The following is a 17,737-nucleotide window of genomic DNA, read 5'->3' on the forward strand; positions in this document are numbered from 1 at the left end:
GGCTCTGAGGGGCGGTCGCCGCAGATGCCTCCCGGGCAGCACCCCGTGGATCCCGTCCGGCACTCGGGCCCGCCTGCCCCGTCGCTCGTCCCGGAACCGGCCCCGGTGCGGCTCAGCGTCGACAACGGCCGTTGCCGTGTCTACGGCATCTGCCAGCAAGAAGCCCCCGAGCTCTTCCGCGTCTCGCAGAGCGGATCGCTCCACTACACGCGGAGCGTCCCCGCGGAGTTCGCGGCGAAGGCCAGGCAGGCGGCGCGCTGCTGCCCCATGCAGGCGATCGAGACCGTCCGGCGCCCCCCACACACGCCGCGGCCTTCGCAGGACGGGAACGGAGCCGCACCACGCACACGCCGGCACCGACCGCAGCGCGTCGTCGTGGCGGGCGGCGGCCTCGCCGGGCTCAGCGCAGCGGCCCGGCTGCGCGAGCGCGGCTTCGAGGGGGAACTTGTCGTCGTGGGCGAGGAGCGCAGAAAGCCCTACAGCAGACCTCCGCTCTCCAAGCAGTACCTCTCGGGCGACCTCCGCGCGGAGCAACTGGCACTGACCACCGACGAGTCCGTCGACGCGCACTGGCTCCTCGACACGCCCCTGGTGAGCCTCGATGCGTACGGCAGGTCGGTGCAGCTCAGAGGCGGCGAGCGGCTGCCCTTCGACGGGCTGGTGCTCGCCACGGGGGTGGACGCCAGGCGGCTACCCGAGACGCCGCTGTTCAGCGATCGCATACGCACCATCCGGACCCTCGAGGACGCCGCGGTGGTGCAGCACGCCATGCGGGTGGCGAGAGCCCGCCGGCTCGTCGTCCTGGGAGGCGGGTTCATCGGCTGCGAACTGGCCTGCACGGCCCGCCGTCAGGGGATGGACGTCACCCTCGTCGTGCACAGCACGCCGCTGCTCCGACGTGCGCTCGGCTCCCGTGTCGGGGAGGTGGTCGGGTCGATCCAGGAACGCGCCGGTGTCGAACTGAAGCTCGGTACGGGCGTCGACGAGTGGCGGGACGAAGGGGTCGGGCTGTCGCTGAGGCTGGGATCGGGTGAAGTCCTCGAGTGCGACTTCGTCGTGCTCGGCCTGGGCGGCGTCCCCCGCACCGAATGGCTGCGGGACAGCGGACTCGAGGTCTCCGACGGAGTGCTGTGCGGTCCGACCTGCCATGCGGTGGACGTGCGGGGGAACACGATGCCCTGGATCGTCGCCGCCGGGGATGTCGCACGATGGCCCAACACGCGCTTCGACACCGTCCCCCGGCGCGTCGAGCACCACATCCACGCGGTCGAGATGGGGCAGCACGCCGCCGACTCGCTCCTGCGCGGTCCCGGAAGCGCGGCCCGGTTCAGCCCGGTACCGCGTTTCTGGTCGGAGCAGCACGGGGTTCGGATCCAGGCCGTGGGCATGCCCGGGCTGGCGGACGGCGCCACGGTGGTCGAAGGCTCGCTGCGCAAGGAGCGGTTCGTGACCCGCTACACCCGGGCTACCCCGCGAGGCCACCAGATCGTGGGCGCTGTCGCGTTCGACATGCCGCTGGAACTGCTCGGGCACAGGGACTCCATCGGGGATGTCCTTGCCGGGCAGCCCCCGACGCACACCGGGAAGGTCTGATGAAGAGGCGTGACCAGCGCCGGCGCCGAGCCCGGCAGTCGTTCCACGGCGGGCCACTGCGCCAGGCGCTCAACCTGCCCGCGCGTCTCGGTGTGCGCTGGCTCGTGATATCCGTCATCGTGGCGATCGCCATGGCGCTCTACGCCTACGTCATGATCACCGCATCGCCCATGCCCCCCGGTCGGGCCCCCGCGGGCACGTCGCCCGCCGCGTCCCCCTGAGGAACACCGGGCCGGGCAGCGGCACCAGACGGGCGATTCCCACCAGATGCCACCCGACGGCAGGCACCCCGGTGGCCGACACCGAGCGGTGCCGGTCCTTGCGCGCCGCGGCAACCGGCTGGATCGACGACCATGCCCGGCCGACGCGTGCTCGGGTACGGCTTCTGTTCTCCCACCGGGCTGCGTCGGCACGGGGCTACCTCGGCACCGGGCCGCGTCGGCACGGGGCTACCTCGGCACCGGGCTGCGTCGGCACGGGGCTACCCCGCCCTCCCGGCCGACCACTGTCCGCGGGCCCGCGGACGCCCGAGACGTCAGGTGGTGCGGCGCCGGGGTCGTTCACATCCTCGCGGACCGCCCACCCGAAGGCCCATCGGGTGGGTTCGTCCGCCGCTTTCCCCCTTACGTGCCGGCGGGCTTGGCTCTAGTCTCGACCAATCGCTTGCGAGTTACCTGCCGGTTAACAAGTCATTGAGCGTGCCCCCGGGCCCGGAGGTCGATGTGAGTTCCGCCCAGTCCCTTCTCGAAAACCGCCCCGTCTCCGTGGCGCATCTGTTCCTGTCCAGAGTCGCGGCCACGCCCGACCGGGAGGCCTACCGCCATCCCGTGCCGATCGCCGGCCAGGCCGCTTCCGGCGCTTCCGGCTCTTCCGGCTCTTCCGGCGCCGAGCGGTGGCGCTCGCTGACCTGGGCGCAGACCGCAGAGCGCGTCAGGGCGATCGCGGCCGGCCTGATCGCCCTCGGGCTGCGGCCCGAGGAGCGGGTGGCGATCTCCTCCGCCACCCGGGTGGAGTGGATCCTGGCCGATCTGGGCGTCATGTGCGCGGGCGGGGCGGCCACCGCCGTCTACCCGAGCACCAATGCCGACGAGACGGTGTACATCCTCTCCGACTCCGGCAGCCGGGCCCTCTTCGCCGAGAACGCCGCGCAGCTGGCCAAGGTGGCCGGCCGGCTCGACGCACTGCCGGGGCTGGGCCACGCCATCCTCTTCGACGCGGAGGAGTCCGGCCCCCCACTCGAGGGAATGGAGGGCCTCCAGGGTCTGGAGGTGCTGTCCCTCGCCGAGTTGGAGAAGCGCGGCACGGTGTATCTGGAGGAGCACCCGGACGCGGTCGACGAGGCGATCCGGGCGATCGAGCCGGAGCAGCTCGCCACCCTGATCTACACCTCGGGCACGACCGGCAGGCCGAAGGGCGTGCGCCTGGTGCACGACTGCTGGTCGTACCAGGCCATGGCGCAGCAGGCGCGCGGGCTGCTGCGCTCCGACGACGTGCAGTACCTGTGGCTGCCGCTGTCCCACGTCTTCGGCAAGGCCCTGATCTCCGGTCAGATACAGACCGGCCACGTGCTGGCGGTGGACGGCCGGATCGACCGCATCGTCACCAACCTCCCGACCGTGCGACCGACCCTGATGGCGTCCGCCCCGCGGATCTTCGAGAAGGTCTACAACGGCATCGCGGGAAGGGCGAGAGCGGAAGGCGGCGCCAAGTACAGGATCTTCCTGTGGGCCGCGAAGGTCGCCCGTGCGTACGCCAGGGCAGGGCAGGAGAGCATGGCGGCCACCGGGAGGCGCCGGGTGCCCCTGTCGCTCGCCGTCCAGCACGCCGTCGCCGACCGGCTGGTGTACGGCAGGATCCGCGAGGCCTTCGGGGGCAAACTGCGCGCCAGCGTCTCGGGCGGTGCCGCACTCGCCCCCGACATCGGCTACTTCTTCGCCGGCGCCGGGGTGCGCATCCTCGAGGGCTACGGTCTCACCGAGACCAGCTCGGGCTGCGTCGTCAACCCCGCCGACGACAACCGGATCGGCACGGTCGGCACACCGCTGCCCGGTACCGAGGTCCGCGTCGCCGAGGACGGCGAGATCCTGCTGCGGGGCCCCGGCAACATGCGCGGCTACCACAACCTGCCCGAGAAGAGCGCGGAGGTGCTGGAGAGCGACGGCTGGCTGCACACCGGTGACATCGGCGAGGTGGACGAGGACGGCTTCGTCAGGATCACCGACCGCAAGAAGGACCTGTTCAAGACCTCGGGCGGCAAGTACGTGGCACCCACCGAGATCGAAGGCCGTTTCAAGGCGATCTGCCCGTTCGTCGGCAACATCCTGGTCATCGGTGACGGCCGCAACTTCTGCTCCGCGCTGATCACCGTGGACGAGACCGCGATCATGCCCTGGGCGGCGTCCCACGGCCTCGGCGGCCTCGGCTATGCCGAGGTCGTCTCCACGCCGCAGGTCCACGAGCTGATCGACGGCTTCGTCCAGCGGGTCAACGCCGACCTGCAACGGTGGCAGACCGTGAAGAAGTTCGCGGTGCTGCCGCGCGACCTCGACGTCGAGCACGGTGAACTCACCCCGAGCCTCAAGGTGAAGCGGCCGGTCGTCGAGCGCGACTACGCCGAGGTCATCGAGGCGATGTACGAGGGTTCCCGCGAGGCCTGACCCTCCGCAGTGCGGCCGTCCGGCAGCCGGGGCGCGGCGGCGCGGGCCGTCCGTCCGGCCGCCCCGCTGCGGGCTCACACCGCTCGTGGTGCGGGGGGCGGGCCTTCTCCTTCCGGCGGCCCCGGCGGCGCCCTCGACGGGGCAGGGGTCCCGGCCACTGGTCACCGGCCATAGGCCACCTGCCACCGCCCGACCGGTCACAGGCCACCGACCTCTGCCCGCCGCCGGCTCCGAGCCGGATCCATGTGGAAATGGGATCCATTTTTATGTAGTCTGCGCCGGAGTTCGCACCGTCGTCCGGAGAGGGCCCGATCGCATGGCCGTTCCCAAGCGGAAGATGTCCCGCAGCAACACCCGCCACCGCCGCGCCCGGTGGAAGGCCACCCCGGCACAGCTCGTACCGGTCACGGTGGACGGAGTGACCTATCTGGTGCCGCAGCGGCTGGTCAGGGCGTACGAGCGCGGTCTGCTGCGCCCCAAGGGCTGACGACCACCCGGACAGCCACCCGGACAAACAGGACGACCTGGACGACCTGGACGACCTGGACGGCCCAGGGGCCAGGGCGCTCGGGAAACGCACGGCCCCGGGTCCGATCAGCCGCGGAACGCCGAGCGCGTACCGGGCGGGTGCATGCTCCGGTTCGGGCGGTGGTCGCAGCCACGGCACCGCCCGACCCGGCCGGGCCCCCCTGCCGGATCCCCTGGGCTGCCGGCGGGGCGGGCTGCGGACGCCGGGGAGGTCGGCAGGACCCCGGAGGCGCTTGTCTCGCCGCTGTCATGAGGGCTCTCCCGGACGGGCCCGAGCCGATGTGAACGAACCAGGGGGGGCGGTGCAGGACGTACGCGACACGTCCCCGCAGTCGGAAAAGCAGTCGGAAAAGCAGCCGGGCACGGGGCCGGGCACACGGCCGGACGCACGGCCGGGAACGCCGTCGGGGGCACGGCGGCGAGTACGAGCGGGATCACGAGCGGGATCACGGTCGGGAGAGGGCGCGGACTTCCGGGGCCCCGCCACCGCGCCCGTCCTCGCCGCGGGTGCCGCCTCCGTGCTGGCGGTAGCCGGACTCGCCTGGGCGGCGGGTGCGGCCCAGTGGCTGACCCACCCCGGTTTCCGGGCGTGGCAGACGATCTGCGTGGCCATCACCCTGCAGGCGCTGCCGTTCCTGGTGCTGGGCACGATGGTCTCCGGTGCCGTCAACGCCTTCGTACCGGAGCGTGTGTTCAGCAGGGTGCTGCCGCGCAGACCCGCCCTCGCGGTGCCGGTGGCGAGCGTGGCCGGGGTCGTGCTGCCGGGCTGTGAGTGCGCCTCGGTGCCCGTGGCGGGGAGTCTGGTCCGGCGGGGTGTGACACCGGCCGCCGCCTTCGCGTTCCTGCTGTCCGCGCCCGCCGTCAACCCCGTTGTGCTGGCCTCGACCGCCGTCGCCTTCCCCGGCAGCCCGGAGATGGTCGCCGCCCGGCTCGTCGCCTCACTCGCCGTCTCGGCGGCGATGGGCTGGCTGTGGCTGAGGTTCGGGCGCGCGGAGTGGCTGCGCATGCCGTCCCGTCACACCGGTCACCGGCACGGGCACCGCCGGTGGGAGGAGTTCCGGCTCGGCTTCCAGCACGACTTCCTGCATGCCGGAGGATTTCTCGTACTCGGCGCCATGGCCGCGGCGACATTCAACGTCGCCGTGCCGGGGTCGGTACTGGACGCCTTCTCCGGATCCCCCTGGCTGTCGGTGCTGTTCCTCGCCGGACTCGCGATCGTCCTCGCCGTCTGCTCGGAGGCCGACGCCTTCGTCGCCGCCTCGCTCACCGGCTTCTCGCCCACCGCACGGCTGGCTTTCATGGTGGTCGGCCCCATGGTCGACGTGAAACTGGTCGCCCTGCAGGCAGGCACCTTCGGCCGGGCGTTCGCCCTGCGCTTCTCCGCGGCCACGGCGGTCGTCGCCGTGGCCGCCAGCTCTCTCGCCGGCTGGTGGCTGCTGTGAGACGCACCTTCCAAGCCGTGCTGCTGATCCTGGCCGGAGCCGGAGTCCTCCGGGTGTCCCTCTTCGGTGACATCGCCCTGCGCTATGTGAAGCAGGGACTGCAGCCCTACCTCGTCGCGTCCGGGATCGCGCTGTGCGCCCTCGGCGCGATCGGCGCCCGGCGGGACGGACTGCCCTTCCCGGCACGCCGTCAGGAGGGCGGCGCCGAAGACCGAGAAGCGGCGCCGGTCCACGGGCACGACCACACCCGCGGGCCGCGCGCCGCCTGGCTTCTGCTGCCACCCGCCCTCCTCCTGCTCCTCAACGCCCCGCCGGCGCTCGGCTCCTACACCGCCGCGAGGGACAGTCCGCAGCTCGTCGTGGAGTACGAGAGTTTCGCACCGCTCCCGGCGAGCGGGCCCGTCCCGCTCTCCCTGACCGAGTTCATCGCCCGGGTGCAGCAGGAGGAGCGGCAGAGCCTCCAGGGGCGCACCGTCGTCCTGCAGGGGTTCGTCACACCTGGCGAGGACGGGACCTGGCGACTGGCCCGTCTTCTGATCTCCTGCTGCGCGGCCGACGCGCAGTCGCTGGCCGTCACCGTGCACGGCGTGACGGCACCGCCCGCCGACACCTGGGTGACGGTCACCGGCACCTGGCACCCGGACGGTGCCCTGGGAACCACCTCGGCCGCCCTCGCGCTCGATGCCGCCGCGGTCGACAGGATCCCGGAGCCGCCCCTCCCGTACGTCGACAGACCTCCCGCCGCAGGCTGAGCCCCACGCTCCACCGGCCGGTCGCGCTTCCGGGGCCGACGTACACGGACGAGCGGATTCGCGCTCGGCACTCGGCACGCGGCGGCGCCGCCGCTCGGCCCGTCCCCGGTGCATGGGGCGGCGACGACGTGCCCGCAGGCCGGGTCGTGTCCGGGTGGCTGTCTCTCGGCCGGTCATCTGTTCCGGGCCGTGTTCGGGTCGGCTGTCTCTCCACCGGGCATATGGCGGCTGATCATCTGTCGGTCCGCCGTGTTCCGGTTGGTCATGTTCTGGCTCGTCATGTTCCGGTTGGCCAGGCTCCGTCCGGTCGACCGCCGGTGAGCCCGGGACCGCCGCCGGAGCCCGGACGCCCGCCCGCCGGGAGCGGCAGCCATGCTCCCAGGGCCCTGGCGGCCGGGGGTTCCGTGACGCCGGGCGTGGGACTGTCCGTGGGCGAGGCTCCCGTACTGCTGCTGGGGCTCGGCGAAAGGGAAGGCGTCGGCGTGGTCGAGGGGCCCGGACGGTCACTGGTGGAGGGGCGCGCACTCGGCTCCGTGGTGGCGGGCGGTGATGTGGTTCCGGGGGCGGGTTCCGGGGCGCGGGTGACCGGGGGCGTCGTGGTAGCCGGGGGAACGGGTCTGGTAGGTGCGGCAGCAGGTGTGGAGGGAGTGGCGGTGGCGCGCGGGCTCGTGGGCAGACCGCGGTCGCGGTCACGGGCGGTGCCTCTGGCGGGGTGCGTGGCTGCACGTTCCGGCGAACGGGAGGCCCCATGCGAGGCGGCGCCCTGCCGGGGCTCGCCGGAGGACGCGGGCTCCGGGCTCGGCGTGGCCTGCGGAAGGCCGGTGGAGCCGTCGGCCAGCAGCGAGGAGGTACCCACGCCGCCGAGTATGGCGAAGGCTGCTGCGGCGGCGGCCCGGACGCCGTAGGACCTCCACCGCCTTGGCCGGGCGCATTGCGCCGTGCCCGCCGGGGTGGCGACCCGGACCGTGCGGGCGGGAACCGGACCCCCTGGGGTGACGGCCTCGGACGCGTCTTTCGGGGTGACGGCCTGGAACGGCTCCACGGGAGTCAGGTCCTGGGTCGTGCCGGATGGGTCCGGGGCGGCATGAGCGGGTGCGTTGCCTGTTCCGGTCGTCCGGTCCGGGCCCGCGAGCTCCGTGGGGGCGGGGAACCGGGGGATCTGAAGCGTGGCCGCAGCGGCGGCCGGCAGGGCCGTGGGGGCGGGGAACCGGGGGAGCTCAACCGTGGTTGCCGCGGAGGACGGGAGGGAGTCCGCAGATCCGCCGGGTGTCGCCTGCTCCCCCGGGCCGGTTCCCGGCATGGGGGGGTCGGCCGCCGGGATGGCGGCCGTGGCCGCCATCGCCGAATCGTAGGCACCGCATTCGGGGCACGTGACCGCGCCGTTGAGGGGGCGGTGGCAGGGCGCGCAGTAGTCCATGGGCGGACCCGCTCAGTAGGGAGGCCGGGGGAGACCGGCGTGCTCCGCCGGATGTGCCGGATGTGCCGGACGCGCTGCCCGCGCCGACCGGTGTGCCGAGCGGGGCACCGCGGGCGTGGGGCGGAGCCGGGCACGGTGCGGAAGGGGCCTGGGCATGGACGGACCTCGCTCACTCACCGGTCTTGACGGGGCACCGGTTACCGGGGTCAACGACGTCCTCGGGGCGATCGTTCAAAAAACGGCGGCAACGTGGCCCAGCTAACTTCCCGCCCGAGGTGAACCGTTGGCGGCCCCGCCGTGCCGGACAGCCGGCCGGGGGGAGGTGCCCGGGCGGCTGTCCGTGCGCGACGAGCGGGGCCGCTGCGCACCGCCCGAGCCGCCGCACGGGCGGTGCACCCACCGAGTCCGTGCCGCCCTTCGCCCGTGCCGCCCCTCGCCCGTACCGTCCTCCCCTTGCCGACCCCGACCCCTTGCCGACCCCGACGCGTGGCGCCGGATGCTCCGCATCCGGCGGGCAGGCCGGCCGGGCGGGTGGGTCGCACCAGGTCCGGCGGCCGGGGGCGGCCCGCGCCGCAGCGGTCCGCCCCCGGCAGGGGCTGTGCCCGCGGCCCGTGCCGGAGGCCGGACGCCTCAGTGGTGCCTGGTGTGCTTGCGTACCTGGCCGGCCGCCTTCTCCGCCATCTCCTGCGCCTTGCCGCGCAGCATGTCGTTCCGGCCGGAGCGCCGCATGGACTTGTCGCCCATGGTCTTCCCGAGGGTTTCCTTCAGTTTGCCCTTGATCTGCCGCGCCTTGGCGTTGTGCTTGCTCATCAGGATCGGTGTCCTCTCGGGTCAGTGGTGCGTACACGCACCGGTTAACCCCGCGCCTGTTCACCCTGCGCCTACCCGGGGTGCCCCGCAACCCGCGCACCCGGACATCGTCCCCCGCGCTACCTGCCCACCAGGCGTGCACGCCCCTCGGCGCGCCGGCGCCCCGGCGCGCACGCCCACCCGGTCCGCCCGCGTACCCGAGTTCCGCCCCCGGTGCCGGGTGTGATGGGGTGGGCGTCTGAACGCCCGCGGTATCACACCCGGCACCAAGCGCGGGCTGGAGCGAGCAGAGGAGGTGCCATGGCGCGTCCGGTCACCGTCGTCACGGGCGGTAGTCGGGGCATCGGCGCGGCGACCTGCGTACGGCTGGCCGCCGACGGGCACGACCTGGCCCTCGGGTACGTCAGCGACGTCGCGGCCGCCGAGGAGGTGGCGCGGGCCGTGCGCGCGGCCGGCCGCAGCTGTGTCGCCGTGCGGGTGGACACCTCCGACGAGGCCGAGGTGGAGCGGCTGTTCGACATCGCGGCCGCGGAAATCGGCACCGTGACCGGACTGGTCAACAACGCGGGTGTCACCGGCCCGCTCGGGCGGCTCGCCGACGCCCGCACCGAGGACCTGCGGCGGGTGGTCGACGTGAACCTGCTCGGCTGCCTCCTGTGCTGCAGGCGAGCCGCCCGTGACATGGCCGCGAGCGGTTCCGGTGCCATCGTCAACATCTCCTCGGTGGCTGCCACGCTCGGTGCCCCCGGGGAGTACGTCCACTATGCGGCGACCAAGGCGGCGGTCGACGCTCTGACCGTGGGGCTGGCCAGGGAACTCGGACCGCAGGGCATTCGGGTGAACGCGGTCGCCCCCGGCACCGTGAACACCGGCATACACGCCGCCATGGGCGACCCCGACCGACCGGCGAAGGTGGCCGCGATGACCCCGCTCCGGCGGTCGGGGGAGCCGGCCGAGATCGCCGGCGCCGTCTCCTGGCTGCTCTCGGACGACGCCTCCTTCACGACGGGCACGGTCCTGAGAGTCTCCGGGGGGCGCTGAGCACCGTCCCGGGCGGGTTGCTGAACCGCCCCCGATGGTGACGGGGCCGCGGCGGGCGCGCGTGCAGACGGGTGGCGGGTGGACGGGCAGGCGCGCCTGCGGGTGGACGGGCAGGCGGGTATGCGGGCCTGCGGGTGGTGGCTCCGCAGCAACCGGTGGCTCCTTGGTCACCCCGGCCCCGTCCGCGGCCCGCACATCCGCGCCGACCTCGCACCCCGGTGGGTGTCTGCGCCGACCACCGGCTTCGGGTCAGGCGACACGGTCACGGTCTCCTGGCACGGAGCGGCTCGGCCTGCGGCCCGGACGGTCCCGGAGGCCACGCGCGCCCCGCCCGGCGGGTCGGCGTGTCCCGGCCCGGCGGGTCAGAAGGAGCGGAGCTGCAGCAACGGCTCCTTGATCCCGTCGCGGTCCTCCGACGGCCACGTCCAGTCCATGCCGCCCGACTTCACCAGGGCCGCCTTCACCTCGGCGGGGGAGGCGCCGGGGTGGGTCGCGCGGTACAGGGCCGCCCCGCCCGCCACATGCGGGGTGGCCATGGAGGTGCCGGACAGGGTGGCGTAGCCGCCGTTCGGGTAGGTGGAGCGGATACAGACGCCGGGGGCGATCAGGTCCACGTCGCGGCCGTAGTTGGAGAAGTCCGCGAAGGTGTCGTCCCGGTCCGTACGGCACGTGGAGGCGCCGAGGCCGCCCGGCTCGCCGTCGAGGTCGGCCAGAGCGCTGACCGTGATCACCTCGTCGTACGCGGCCGGGACGAAACCGGCCGCGTCCGCGTGGTCGTTGCCCGCGGCTACCGCGTAGGTGACGCCCCTTGCGACCGAGTTGCAGATGGCCCGGTGCATGGCGTCGGCGTCGGTCCTGCCGCAGTCGCCGTCGTCCCTGCCCGCGCCGCTCAGGCTCATGTTGACGACGTCGATCTCGTCGGCGTGCTCGGTGACATGGTCGATGCCGCAGATGACGCTCGAGGTGCTACCGGAGCCGAACGGGCTGAACACCTGGACCGGCCAGAGCCGTACGCCCGGTGCCACGCCGACCACTCCCGTGCCGTTGTCGAGGGCGCCGATGATGCCGGCCACATGTGTGCCGTGACCGTGCCCGTCCTCCTGCGGCATGTTCGGCAGCCAGCAGTTCTTGCCTCCGGCCACGTACACGTCGAGATCCGGATGGTCCGCGTCGATACCGGTATCGATGACCGCCACATCGGCGTCGACCCGGGTGTCCTTCCCGTCGATCGCGGCGGTCGGGCTCAGATCGGCCTCCGCCCGGTCCACGCCGGTCGGCACCGACTGGGCCGCGATCCGCACCGGGCGGTCGGGCTCCACGGAGCGGACCCCGGGCCCGTCCGCGACGGCGGCCGCCGTAGACGCGGTCATCGACGCCGCGTAGCCGTGCAGGGCGTGCCGGTAGACGTGCAGCACCGTGGCGCCCATGGATGCCGCCCGCACGACTGCCGTGTTCACGGCCGCCTCGGCGCTGCTGACGGTGGGGGCGTCCTTGAGCGTCACGATGTACCGCCCGGCGGTCTCGCTGCGGGTTTCCCCCTGGTTCTGGCCGTGAGTCCGGCCGGCCAGGCCGGCCGGGTCGATGGCCGCGGAGGGGCCCGGAGCGGCGGCGAGTGCGAGGCCGAGCAGCACAGCGCAGAAGATGGTGGGCATCCCAGACCCTTCTTGAGGGAACCGAAGGGGCCGACCGGTTCCGTCGGCCCTCTTCCGCCATGTCGAGGCGTTCGGCGCCCACAGCTAGCAGTTCCCGGGGCGCCCGCCTGTCCGACATCCGGAGGGTCACCGGATTGCTGACGATCCGTCATCCCTATAGCTGTGTCATATGTCCGGAGCGTCCGCGGCCGCCGCCATCCGGCTCACATCCCTCCGTGCGCCCTGTGCTCCGTCGTGCGCCCGGCGTCCTCCCGGCGCGGCTTGGCCGCCGTACCGCCGGCGCGGGAGTGCGCGGGCAGACCGTCCCGGGAGCATGCCGGCAGGGGGCACCGGCAGAGGGGCGAGCGGGCCGAGGCAGGAGGGGGAAGGCCGAGCAGGAGGGGGAGGGGGAGGCGGAGGAGGGGCCGGGGGCCGGGCCGCGAGGTGGGGGAGGGGCGAGGGGAGCGCGGCAACGGTGGCGGCGAGCGGGGCGAGCGGGGCGAGAGAGGCGAGAGAGGCAAGGATGCGGGCCCCGCCACAGGGTGTGTGAGGGTACGGGTTCAGCAGGGCGGTGGGTCACCCGCCGGGCGCGCGGCGCGCCTGCGGGTGTCGACGGACCACATATGCGTGCAGCCGGGGCACTGCAGATGGACCACCGTGCCCTGGCTGGAGATGAGGTAGCGCCAGTGGTCGCCGCAGTTGCGCCGGTCCGCGCAGGTGGCGCAGTCGCGTGCGTCGTCGCAGGCGGGGCAGGGCAGCCAGGCGCGGCGGGCGATATCCGCTTGCGGGTCAATGGGCAGGCCCACGTCCCGGGCCTCCTTCCGGCAGGACACCCGCGGCGACGAGCATGGCGTGGGTCCGCTGCTGCTCGGCGTCGAGACCGGAGTAGAGGAGCGTGTACGCGGCCTCCTCGCCCTCCAGCGTGGCCACCGGGTCCCAGCCGGGCCCCAGCGCGGCCACCACCTCGGCCCTGCGCCGGGCCTCCTCGAAGGTCAGGTCGATCTCGAACGGCGTGAGGTCGGGTGAACGGTCCTGGTCCATCAGTGACACTTCCGGTGGTGCTGCGGTGCGGTGCCCTTGCGGGCCGACTGCCACGTCTACCAGAGAGCCGAGCTTCAGGGAAGGTTTACCTAAGTTGCTGTGAGGTACCTCATGGGACGGGGCCGACGGGGCCGCCCCGTCCGCCCCGCCGGCCGGCCGGCTCCGTCGGCTCCGTCGGCTCCGCTCCGACCGCCGGGGCGGGGCCGCCCCGCCACGGTGCCATGTCCCGTCCCCGCGCCACTGACGGCTGCGGCGCACCGCCGCACGCCGCACAGGGATCGTGCCGGCCGCGGGGATCACTCGGCCCGTGCCACGATCCCCCGTACCACCCCGAGTTCCACCAGGTCCCGCGGCCGCAGCCGGAGCTGGTCGGCGGTGGCCGCTGTGTCGGACGGGGCGCGTTTGAGGATCGCGGCGGCGAGTTCGGGCGCGATGACCGAGAAGTAGCTGTCGGGGGTGACCCAGGTGTTGCCCGGGGCGGCCAGCGCCAGCGCCCCGCCGGAACCGCCCTCGCCGATCACCAGGGTCGTCACCGGCACGCGCACCGACGCCACCGCCGCGAAGACGTCCGCGATGGCCGCGCCCGCCCCGGCCCGCTCGGCCTCGGCGTCGTTCGCGGCACCGGGGGTGTCCACGAGAGTGAGCACCGGGATGCCCAACCGGTCGGCGAGCCGGATGAGCCGGGCCGCCGTGCGGTACCCGGCCGGCCTGGTAGCGGTCCCGGCCTGGGCCGCGTACGCCACCACCCGCCCCTCGCGCAGCCCGAATCCGCAGATCATTCCCGGGTCCGAACCACCGCACCGGTCGCCGTGGAGATCCGCCCGCTCGTCGAACCAGGCGTCGAGATACGCCCGGGCACGGGGCCGCTGCGGCGCCCGCGCCCGGCGCACCGCCTCCCAGCCGGTCGCCGCCGCGCCGGGCGCCCCGTCAAGGGCCCCCGGCGGCGGGACGGGCGCCCCACCCGGCACCGGCTCCACGGTGCCGCCCGCCAGCAGCCGCAGCCACAGAGACAGCACCGGCCGCAGCCGGTCCCGGGGGACGATCGCGTCGACGTGCCCCGCTGCGAGCTGGCCCTCGGCCGTGTACGCCGACGGGTCCGCGTCCGGTGGCCTGACCCGGGAGCCGGCGAACCCGACCTGTGCTCCCGGCAGTGCGAGGACCACGTCCGCGCCTGCTCCGAGCGTGGCCCAGCCGCCGCCGGTGGCGGGGTCGCGCAGCACCGCGATCTGCGGCAGACCGGCCGCGCGGATCAGCGCGGACGCCCGCGCCACCCGGTGGAGCTGGCCGAGGGCGACCATGCCCTCCTGCATCCGGCTGCCCCCGGTGGCGACCAGCGACACCAGTGGCAGCCGCGCGGCGCGGGCATGGGCGTAGGCCTCCTCCAGCAGATTCCCGGTCCGCCGGCCCAGCGACCCGCCGAGGAACCGGAACTCGAACGACACCAGCACCGCGCGCCGGCCACCGATGTCCGCCGTCCCCCACACGACGGACTCCTGCTCGCCGGTCCGCGCCGCGGCCCTCTCCCGCGCCCGCGCATAGCCGGCCCACCTGAGCGGGCCGTCGCCGTCACCGGAGGAGTCCCCGGCAGCGGCCGATGGGTGCTCCTCGAAGGCGTCGGAGGCCAGGGCCACCGCCTCGCGCGCCGTCGACGCGTCAGCCACGGGAGAGGGACCGTTTCATGATCTTGCCCATGTCGTTGCGGGGCAGGGCGTCGAGGAAGCGGACCGTCCGCGGGCGTTTGTGCGGGGCGAGTTGGGACGCGACATGCCCGGCCAGCTCGTCCCCGGACGGCGGGCTGGCCGGGTCGGTGGGCACCACCCACGCCACCACCCGCTCGCCCAGGTCGTCGTCCGGTTCGCCGGTGACCGCGGCCTCCCGCACCTGCGGGTGCTCCAGCAGCGCGTTCTCGATCTCACCCGCTCCGATCTTGTAGCCGCCGCTCTTGATCAGGTCCGTCGCCTTGCGACCGACGATCCGCACCTGGCCGTCCGCGGCCCGGACCGCCATGTCGCCCGTGCGGAACCAGTCGCCGTCGAACGCCGCCGCGGTCGCGTCGGGCCGGTTGAGATAGCCGCTGAACAGGTTCGGTCCCCGCACCTGGATCTCGCCGACCGTCTCGCCGTCCAGCGCGGTGATCTCCGTCCCGTCCTCCTCGACCAGCCGCAGCTGCACCCCGGGGAGCGGAAGCCCCACCGATCCGGGAGACGGCCGGCCGTCCACCCGGACGCTCGTGTTCATCAGCGTCTCGGTCATCCCGTACCGCTCGACGACCCGCCGGCCCGTGGCAGCGAAGATCCGCTCGTGGTCGTGGACGGGCAGCGCCGCCGACCCGGACACCAGCAGCCGGGCGCGACCGAGGGACATGGCCAGCTCCGGGTCGCTGCCCACCGCCTCCGCCAGCCGGTGGTACATCGTCGGCACCCCGAAGAGCATCGTCGCCCCGGCACCGAGCTCCCGCCCCACGCCGTCCGCCGAGAAGCGCCCGAGGTGCCGCACCGCGCCGCCCCGGCGCAGCGGGCCGAGCACGCCGAGGATCAGCCCGTGCACATGGAACAGCGGCAGTGCCTGGACGAGGACGTCGTCGCCGGTCCACGCCCATGCGTCCGCCAGCGCGTCCAGGGTTGCGGCGATCGCCCGGCGCGGCAGCACCGCGCCCTTGGGCGGGCCGGTGGTCCCCGAGGTGTAGACGATCAGCGCCGCGGTCTCCGGGCCGGGCTCGGCGGGCAGGGCCCGGTCGTTGTTCCCGGCCGCGTCCTCGGGCACCGCCGTCTCGATGTCGATCCGCTCCAGGGCCGCCAGCACGGGCGGCAGCTCGTCGTCCGGGCCGGCCAGCACCAGGCGCGGGGCGCCGTCCTCGACGATATGGGCCAGTTCCCGCTCTCCCGTGCGGGGGTTGAGCGGTACGGCGGGCACGCCCGCGAGCAGTGCCGCCACCACCCCGACGGCTGTCTCGAGCGTGGGCGTGGCCCAGACCGCGACGCGGTCCGCCCCGGAGATCCGCTCCGCCGTAGCCCCGGCGGCGCGGGCGAGGGCGCCGTACGTCAGCTCTCGGTCGCCGAAGCGCAGCGCGGGCCGGCGCCCTATGCCGCCGTCCGCGGCGGCCGTGACGGCTGCGCCGTTCGTTCCGTTCGGGATGGCTGTGGCTGTGGCTGTGGCTGGGGCTGGGGCTGGGGTGTTGGTGGCGGTCGTTCCGTTCGGGACGGCTGTGCCGTCCAGGGCGTGCGCGGCCGCCGCCAGGGCAGGGAAGAGAGCACTCACCGGTCGTCCTCCTTCGGAGTTGCTTCCGCACGGGCCGGGTCGCGGGCGCCCGCGGTCCCGCCATTCTCCCCGTGCTGGCCTACCCGTGCGTAACAAGCCGCGGGCCGCTGCCGTCGCCTCCGATGGAGCCTTCGTCCCCGGCGGGAGTGCTCAGGAGGTCCATCACCCGTCTCGGTGGCACCCGGCCTCTCCGGCTGGGCCCGGCGGCACCGCGTTCGCCAGTGGTGGCGTCCGGCACCTGTGGTCGGGGCACGGGTCGTTGCCGCACATGTGGTACGGGCATCCGCCGTTTCGGCACCGGGGGCGTCCACCGTGGCCTTCCGGCTCGGCCCGCCCTGCGAGCGGCCACACGCTGCACCCCGTTCCGGTTCCCGTTCGCGTTCAGGGAGCAGGAGCAGGAGCAGGAGCAGACACAGGAACAGGAACAGGAACGATCAGGTGGTGAGCGGGGAGAGGACCATCGAGGCGATGTTGCCCTCCATCATCTCCCCGAGCCCCTGCACCGCGCACACATCGGGCCGTTCGGCGATATGGACCGGCATCCCGGTAGAGTCCCGCAGCATCTGGTCGAGACCGGGCAGCAGCGCGCTGCCGCCGACCATCATGATCCCGCGGTCGCCGAGATCGGCGACCAGGTCGGGCGGGCAGTCGCGCAGGATTCTCCCGATGCTGTCGAGTACCGCGGTCAGCGGTGTGTGGATCGCGTCCCGGACTGCCGCGGTGTCGACCCGTACCGAGCGTGCCAGTCCGGTCGCCACGTCCCGGCCGTGGATCTCGGTGGTGGAGGGGCCCTGGGGGGTGAGGCCGTTCTCGCTGAGCGCGATCTGGAGGGGGCGTACGGACTGGCTGGGCAGCATCAGTTCGTGCTGGTGGCGCAGGTGCTGGATGACGGCATGGTCCACGGCCTCGCCTCCGACCGGGATACGGGCCGCGGTGACGATGGACCCGAGGGACAGTACGGCGACCTGCGTGGTGGCCGCGCCGCACATCATGATCATCGTGGCGGTCGGCTGCTCCACCGGGAGTCCGCAGCCGACGGCTGCGGCGATCAGCGTGTCGACCAGTTCCACCCGGCGCGCGCCGAGTCCCACCAGCGTCTCCACGGTGGCGCGCTGGGCGAGGGGGTCGGCCTCGTGCGGAGTGCAGGCGGCGGCGCGCAGCCGCGGCTTGCGGCGCAGTTGCCGGCGGAGCTTCTCGCCGAGCAGATGGCGGAGCATCCGCTGGGCCATGTCGATGTCGACGACGGTGCCGCCGGAGACCGGGCGCGTCACCCGGATGTAGTCGGGGGTACGGCCGGTCATCTGCTCGGCGAACTCGCCCACGGCGATGAGGGCGCCGTTGCGGATGTTGACGGCGGCGACGCTCGGCTGGTCGACGACGAGCCCTGCGCCCTTCACATAGACCCGGGTCCGCGCCGCGCCCAGATCGACGGCGACATGGCAGCGGCGCAACTGCTCAAGACTGACGGTCATGGCAGGTCCTCCCGAGACGGTTCCCTCCTCGCATCCTGCGATCACCGGGCGCGTCGCGCGCGCTGTGCTGAGCCGGTCGGGGGTGGACGTGGCAG

General features: G+C 73.8%; 14 protein-coding genes. 7 read left to right on the top strand and 7 right to left on the bottom strand.

Annotated elements, in window-relative coordinates; translation table 11 throughout:
* Window positions 1–105 precede the first annotated feature (105 nt).
* The 6 genes from SCWH03_RS02030 (at window position 106) to SCWH03_RS02055 (ending at window position 6,972) form a co-directional block, all read left to right on the top strand.
* On the top strand, window positions 106–1,593 hold the full coding sequence (locus SCWH03_RS02030; protein WP_173260944.1) for an FAD-dependent oxidoreductase: 1,488 nt from the start codon (window positions 106–108) through the stop codon (window positions 1,591–1,593).
* Complete coding sequence (locus SCWH03_RS02035) at window positions 1,593–1,814, top strand: hypothetical protein (RefSeq protein WP_173260946.1); 222 nt, start codon at window positions 1,593–1,595, stop codon at window positions 1,812–1,814. Before SCWH03_RS02030 ends, SCWH03_RS02035 begins: the two co-directional genes overlap by 1 nt.
* A gap of 501 nt (window positions 1,815–2,315) precedes the next feature.
* Complete coding sequence (locus tag SCWH03_RS02040) at window positions 2,316–4,250, top strand: AMP-dependent synthetase/ligase (RefSeq protein WP_173260948.1); 1,935 nt, start codon at window positions 2,316–2,318, stop codon at window positions 4,248–4,250.
* A 316-nt stretch (window positions 4,251–4,566) separates the two neighbouring features.
* Window positions 4,567–4,737 (top strand): 50S ribosomal protein L32, encoded by a 171-nt coding sequence (gene rpmF / locus SCWH03_RS02045; protein ID WP_173260950.1) that lies wholly within the window; start codon window positions 4,567–4,569, stop codon window positions 4,735–4,737.
* 343 nt (window positions 4,738–5,080) lie between these two features.
* Window positions 5,081–6,220 (top strand): permease, encoded by a 1,140-nt coding sequence (locus SCWH03_RS02050; RefSeq protein ID WP_371872592.1) that lies wholly within the window; start codon window positions 5,081–5,083, stop codon window positions 6,218–6,220.
* Window positions 6,217–6,972 carry a TIGR03943 family putative permease subunit gene (locus tag SCWH03_RS02055; RefSeq protein WP_173260952.1) on the top strand — a complete coding sequence of 252 codons (756 nt, stop codon included), beginning with the start codon at window positions 6,217–6,219 and terminating at the stop codon, window positions 6,970–6,972. The genes SCWH03_RS02050 and SCWH03_RS02055 overlap by 4 nt, the downstream gene beginning before the upstream one ends.
* 2,047 nt (window positions 6,973–9,019) lie before the next feature.
* On the opposite strand, the gene SCWH03_RS02060 is transcribed toward SCWH03_RS02055, so the two are convergent.
* On the bottom strand, window positions 9,020–9,199 hold the full coding sequence (locus SCWH03_RS02060) for a CsbD family protein (protein WP_173260954.1): 180 nt from the start codon (window positions 9,197–9,199) through the stop codon (window positions 9,020–9,022).
* Window positions 9,200–9,499: 300 nt separating this feature from the next.
* On the opposite strand from SCWH03_RS02060, the gene SCWH03_RS02065 reads away from it, so the two are divergent.
* Entirely contained in the window at window positions 9,500–10,240 is a 741-nt protein-coding gene (locus SCWH03_RS02065; RefSeq protein WP_173260956.1) for an SDR family NAD(P)-dependent oxidoreductase, read from the top strand.
* A 362-nt stretch (window positions 10,241–10,602) separates the two neighbouring features.
* Here SCWH03_RS02065 and SCWH03_RS02070 read toward each other — a convergent pair whose 3' ends face one another.
* From SCWH03_RS02070 to SCWH03_RS02095, 6 genes are all read right to left on the bottom strand, one after another.
* Window positions 10,603–11,892, bottom strand: a complete 1,290-nt coding sequence (locus tag SCWH03_RS02070; RefSeq protein WP_173260958.1) for a S8 family peptidase — start codon at window positions 11,890–11,892, stop codon at window positions 10,603–10,605.
* A 539-nt stretch (window positions 11,893–12,431) separates the two neighbouring features.
* Window positions 12,432–12,677, bottom strand: coding sequence for a hypothetical protein (locus SCWH03_RS02075; RefSeq protein WP_173260960.1), 246 nt, complete (start codon window positions 12,675–12,677; stop codon window positions 12,432–12,434).
* Window positions 12,661–12,912: a DUF6400 family protein gene (locus SCWH03_RS02080; RefSeq protein WP_173260962.1), complete on the bottom strand. Its 252-nt coding sequence runs from the start codon at window positions 12,910–12,912 to the stop codon at window positions 12,661–12,663. The genes SCWH03_RS02075 and SCWH03_RS02080 overlap by 17 nt, the downstream gene beginning before the upstream one ends.
* 296 nt (window positions 12,913–13,208) lie before the next feature.
* Window positions 13,209–14,573: a carboxyl transferase domain-containing protein gene (locus tag SCWH03_RS02085; protein ID WP_173260964.1), complete on the bottom strand. Its 1,365-nt coding sequence runs from the start codon at window positions 14,571–14,573 to the stop codon at window positions 13,209–13,211.
* Complete coding sequence (locus tag SCWH03_RS02090) at window positions 14,566–16,047, bottom strand: acyl-CoA synthetase (RefSeq protein ID WP_254076521.1); 1,482 nt, start codon at window positions 16,045–16,047, stop codon at window positions 14,566–14,568. The genes SCWH03_RS02085 and SCWH03_RS02090 overlap by 8 nt, the downstream gene beginning before the upstream one ends.
* A 557-nt stretch (window positions 16,048–16,604) precedes the next feature.
* The gene (locus tag SCWH03_RS02095; RefSeq protein WP_173260966.1) at window positions 16,605–17,642 is read right to left on the bottom strand and encodes a rod shape-determining protein; all 1,038 of its coding nucleotides are present in this window, start codon (window positions 17,640–17,642) and stop codon (window positions 16,605–16,607) included.
* Window positions 17,643–17,737 lie beyond the last annotated feature (95 nt).

Source organism: Streptomyces pacificus, from assembly GCF_011766325.1.
Classification (GTDB): domain Bacteria; phylum Actinomycetota; class Actinomycetes; order Streptomycetales; family Streptomycetaceae; genus Streptomyces; species Streptomyces pacificus.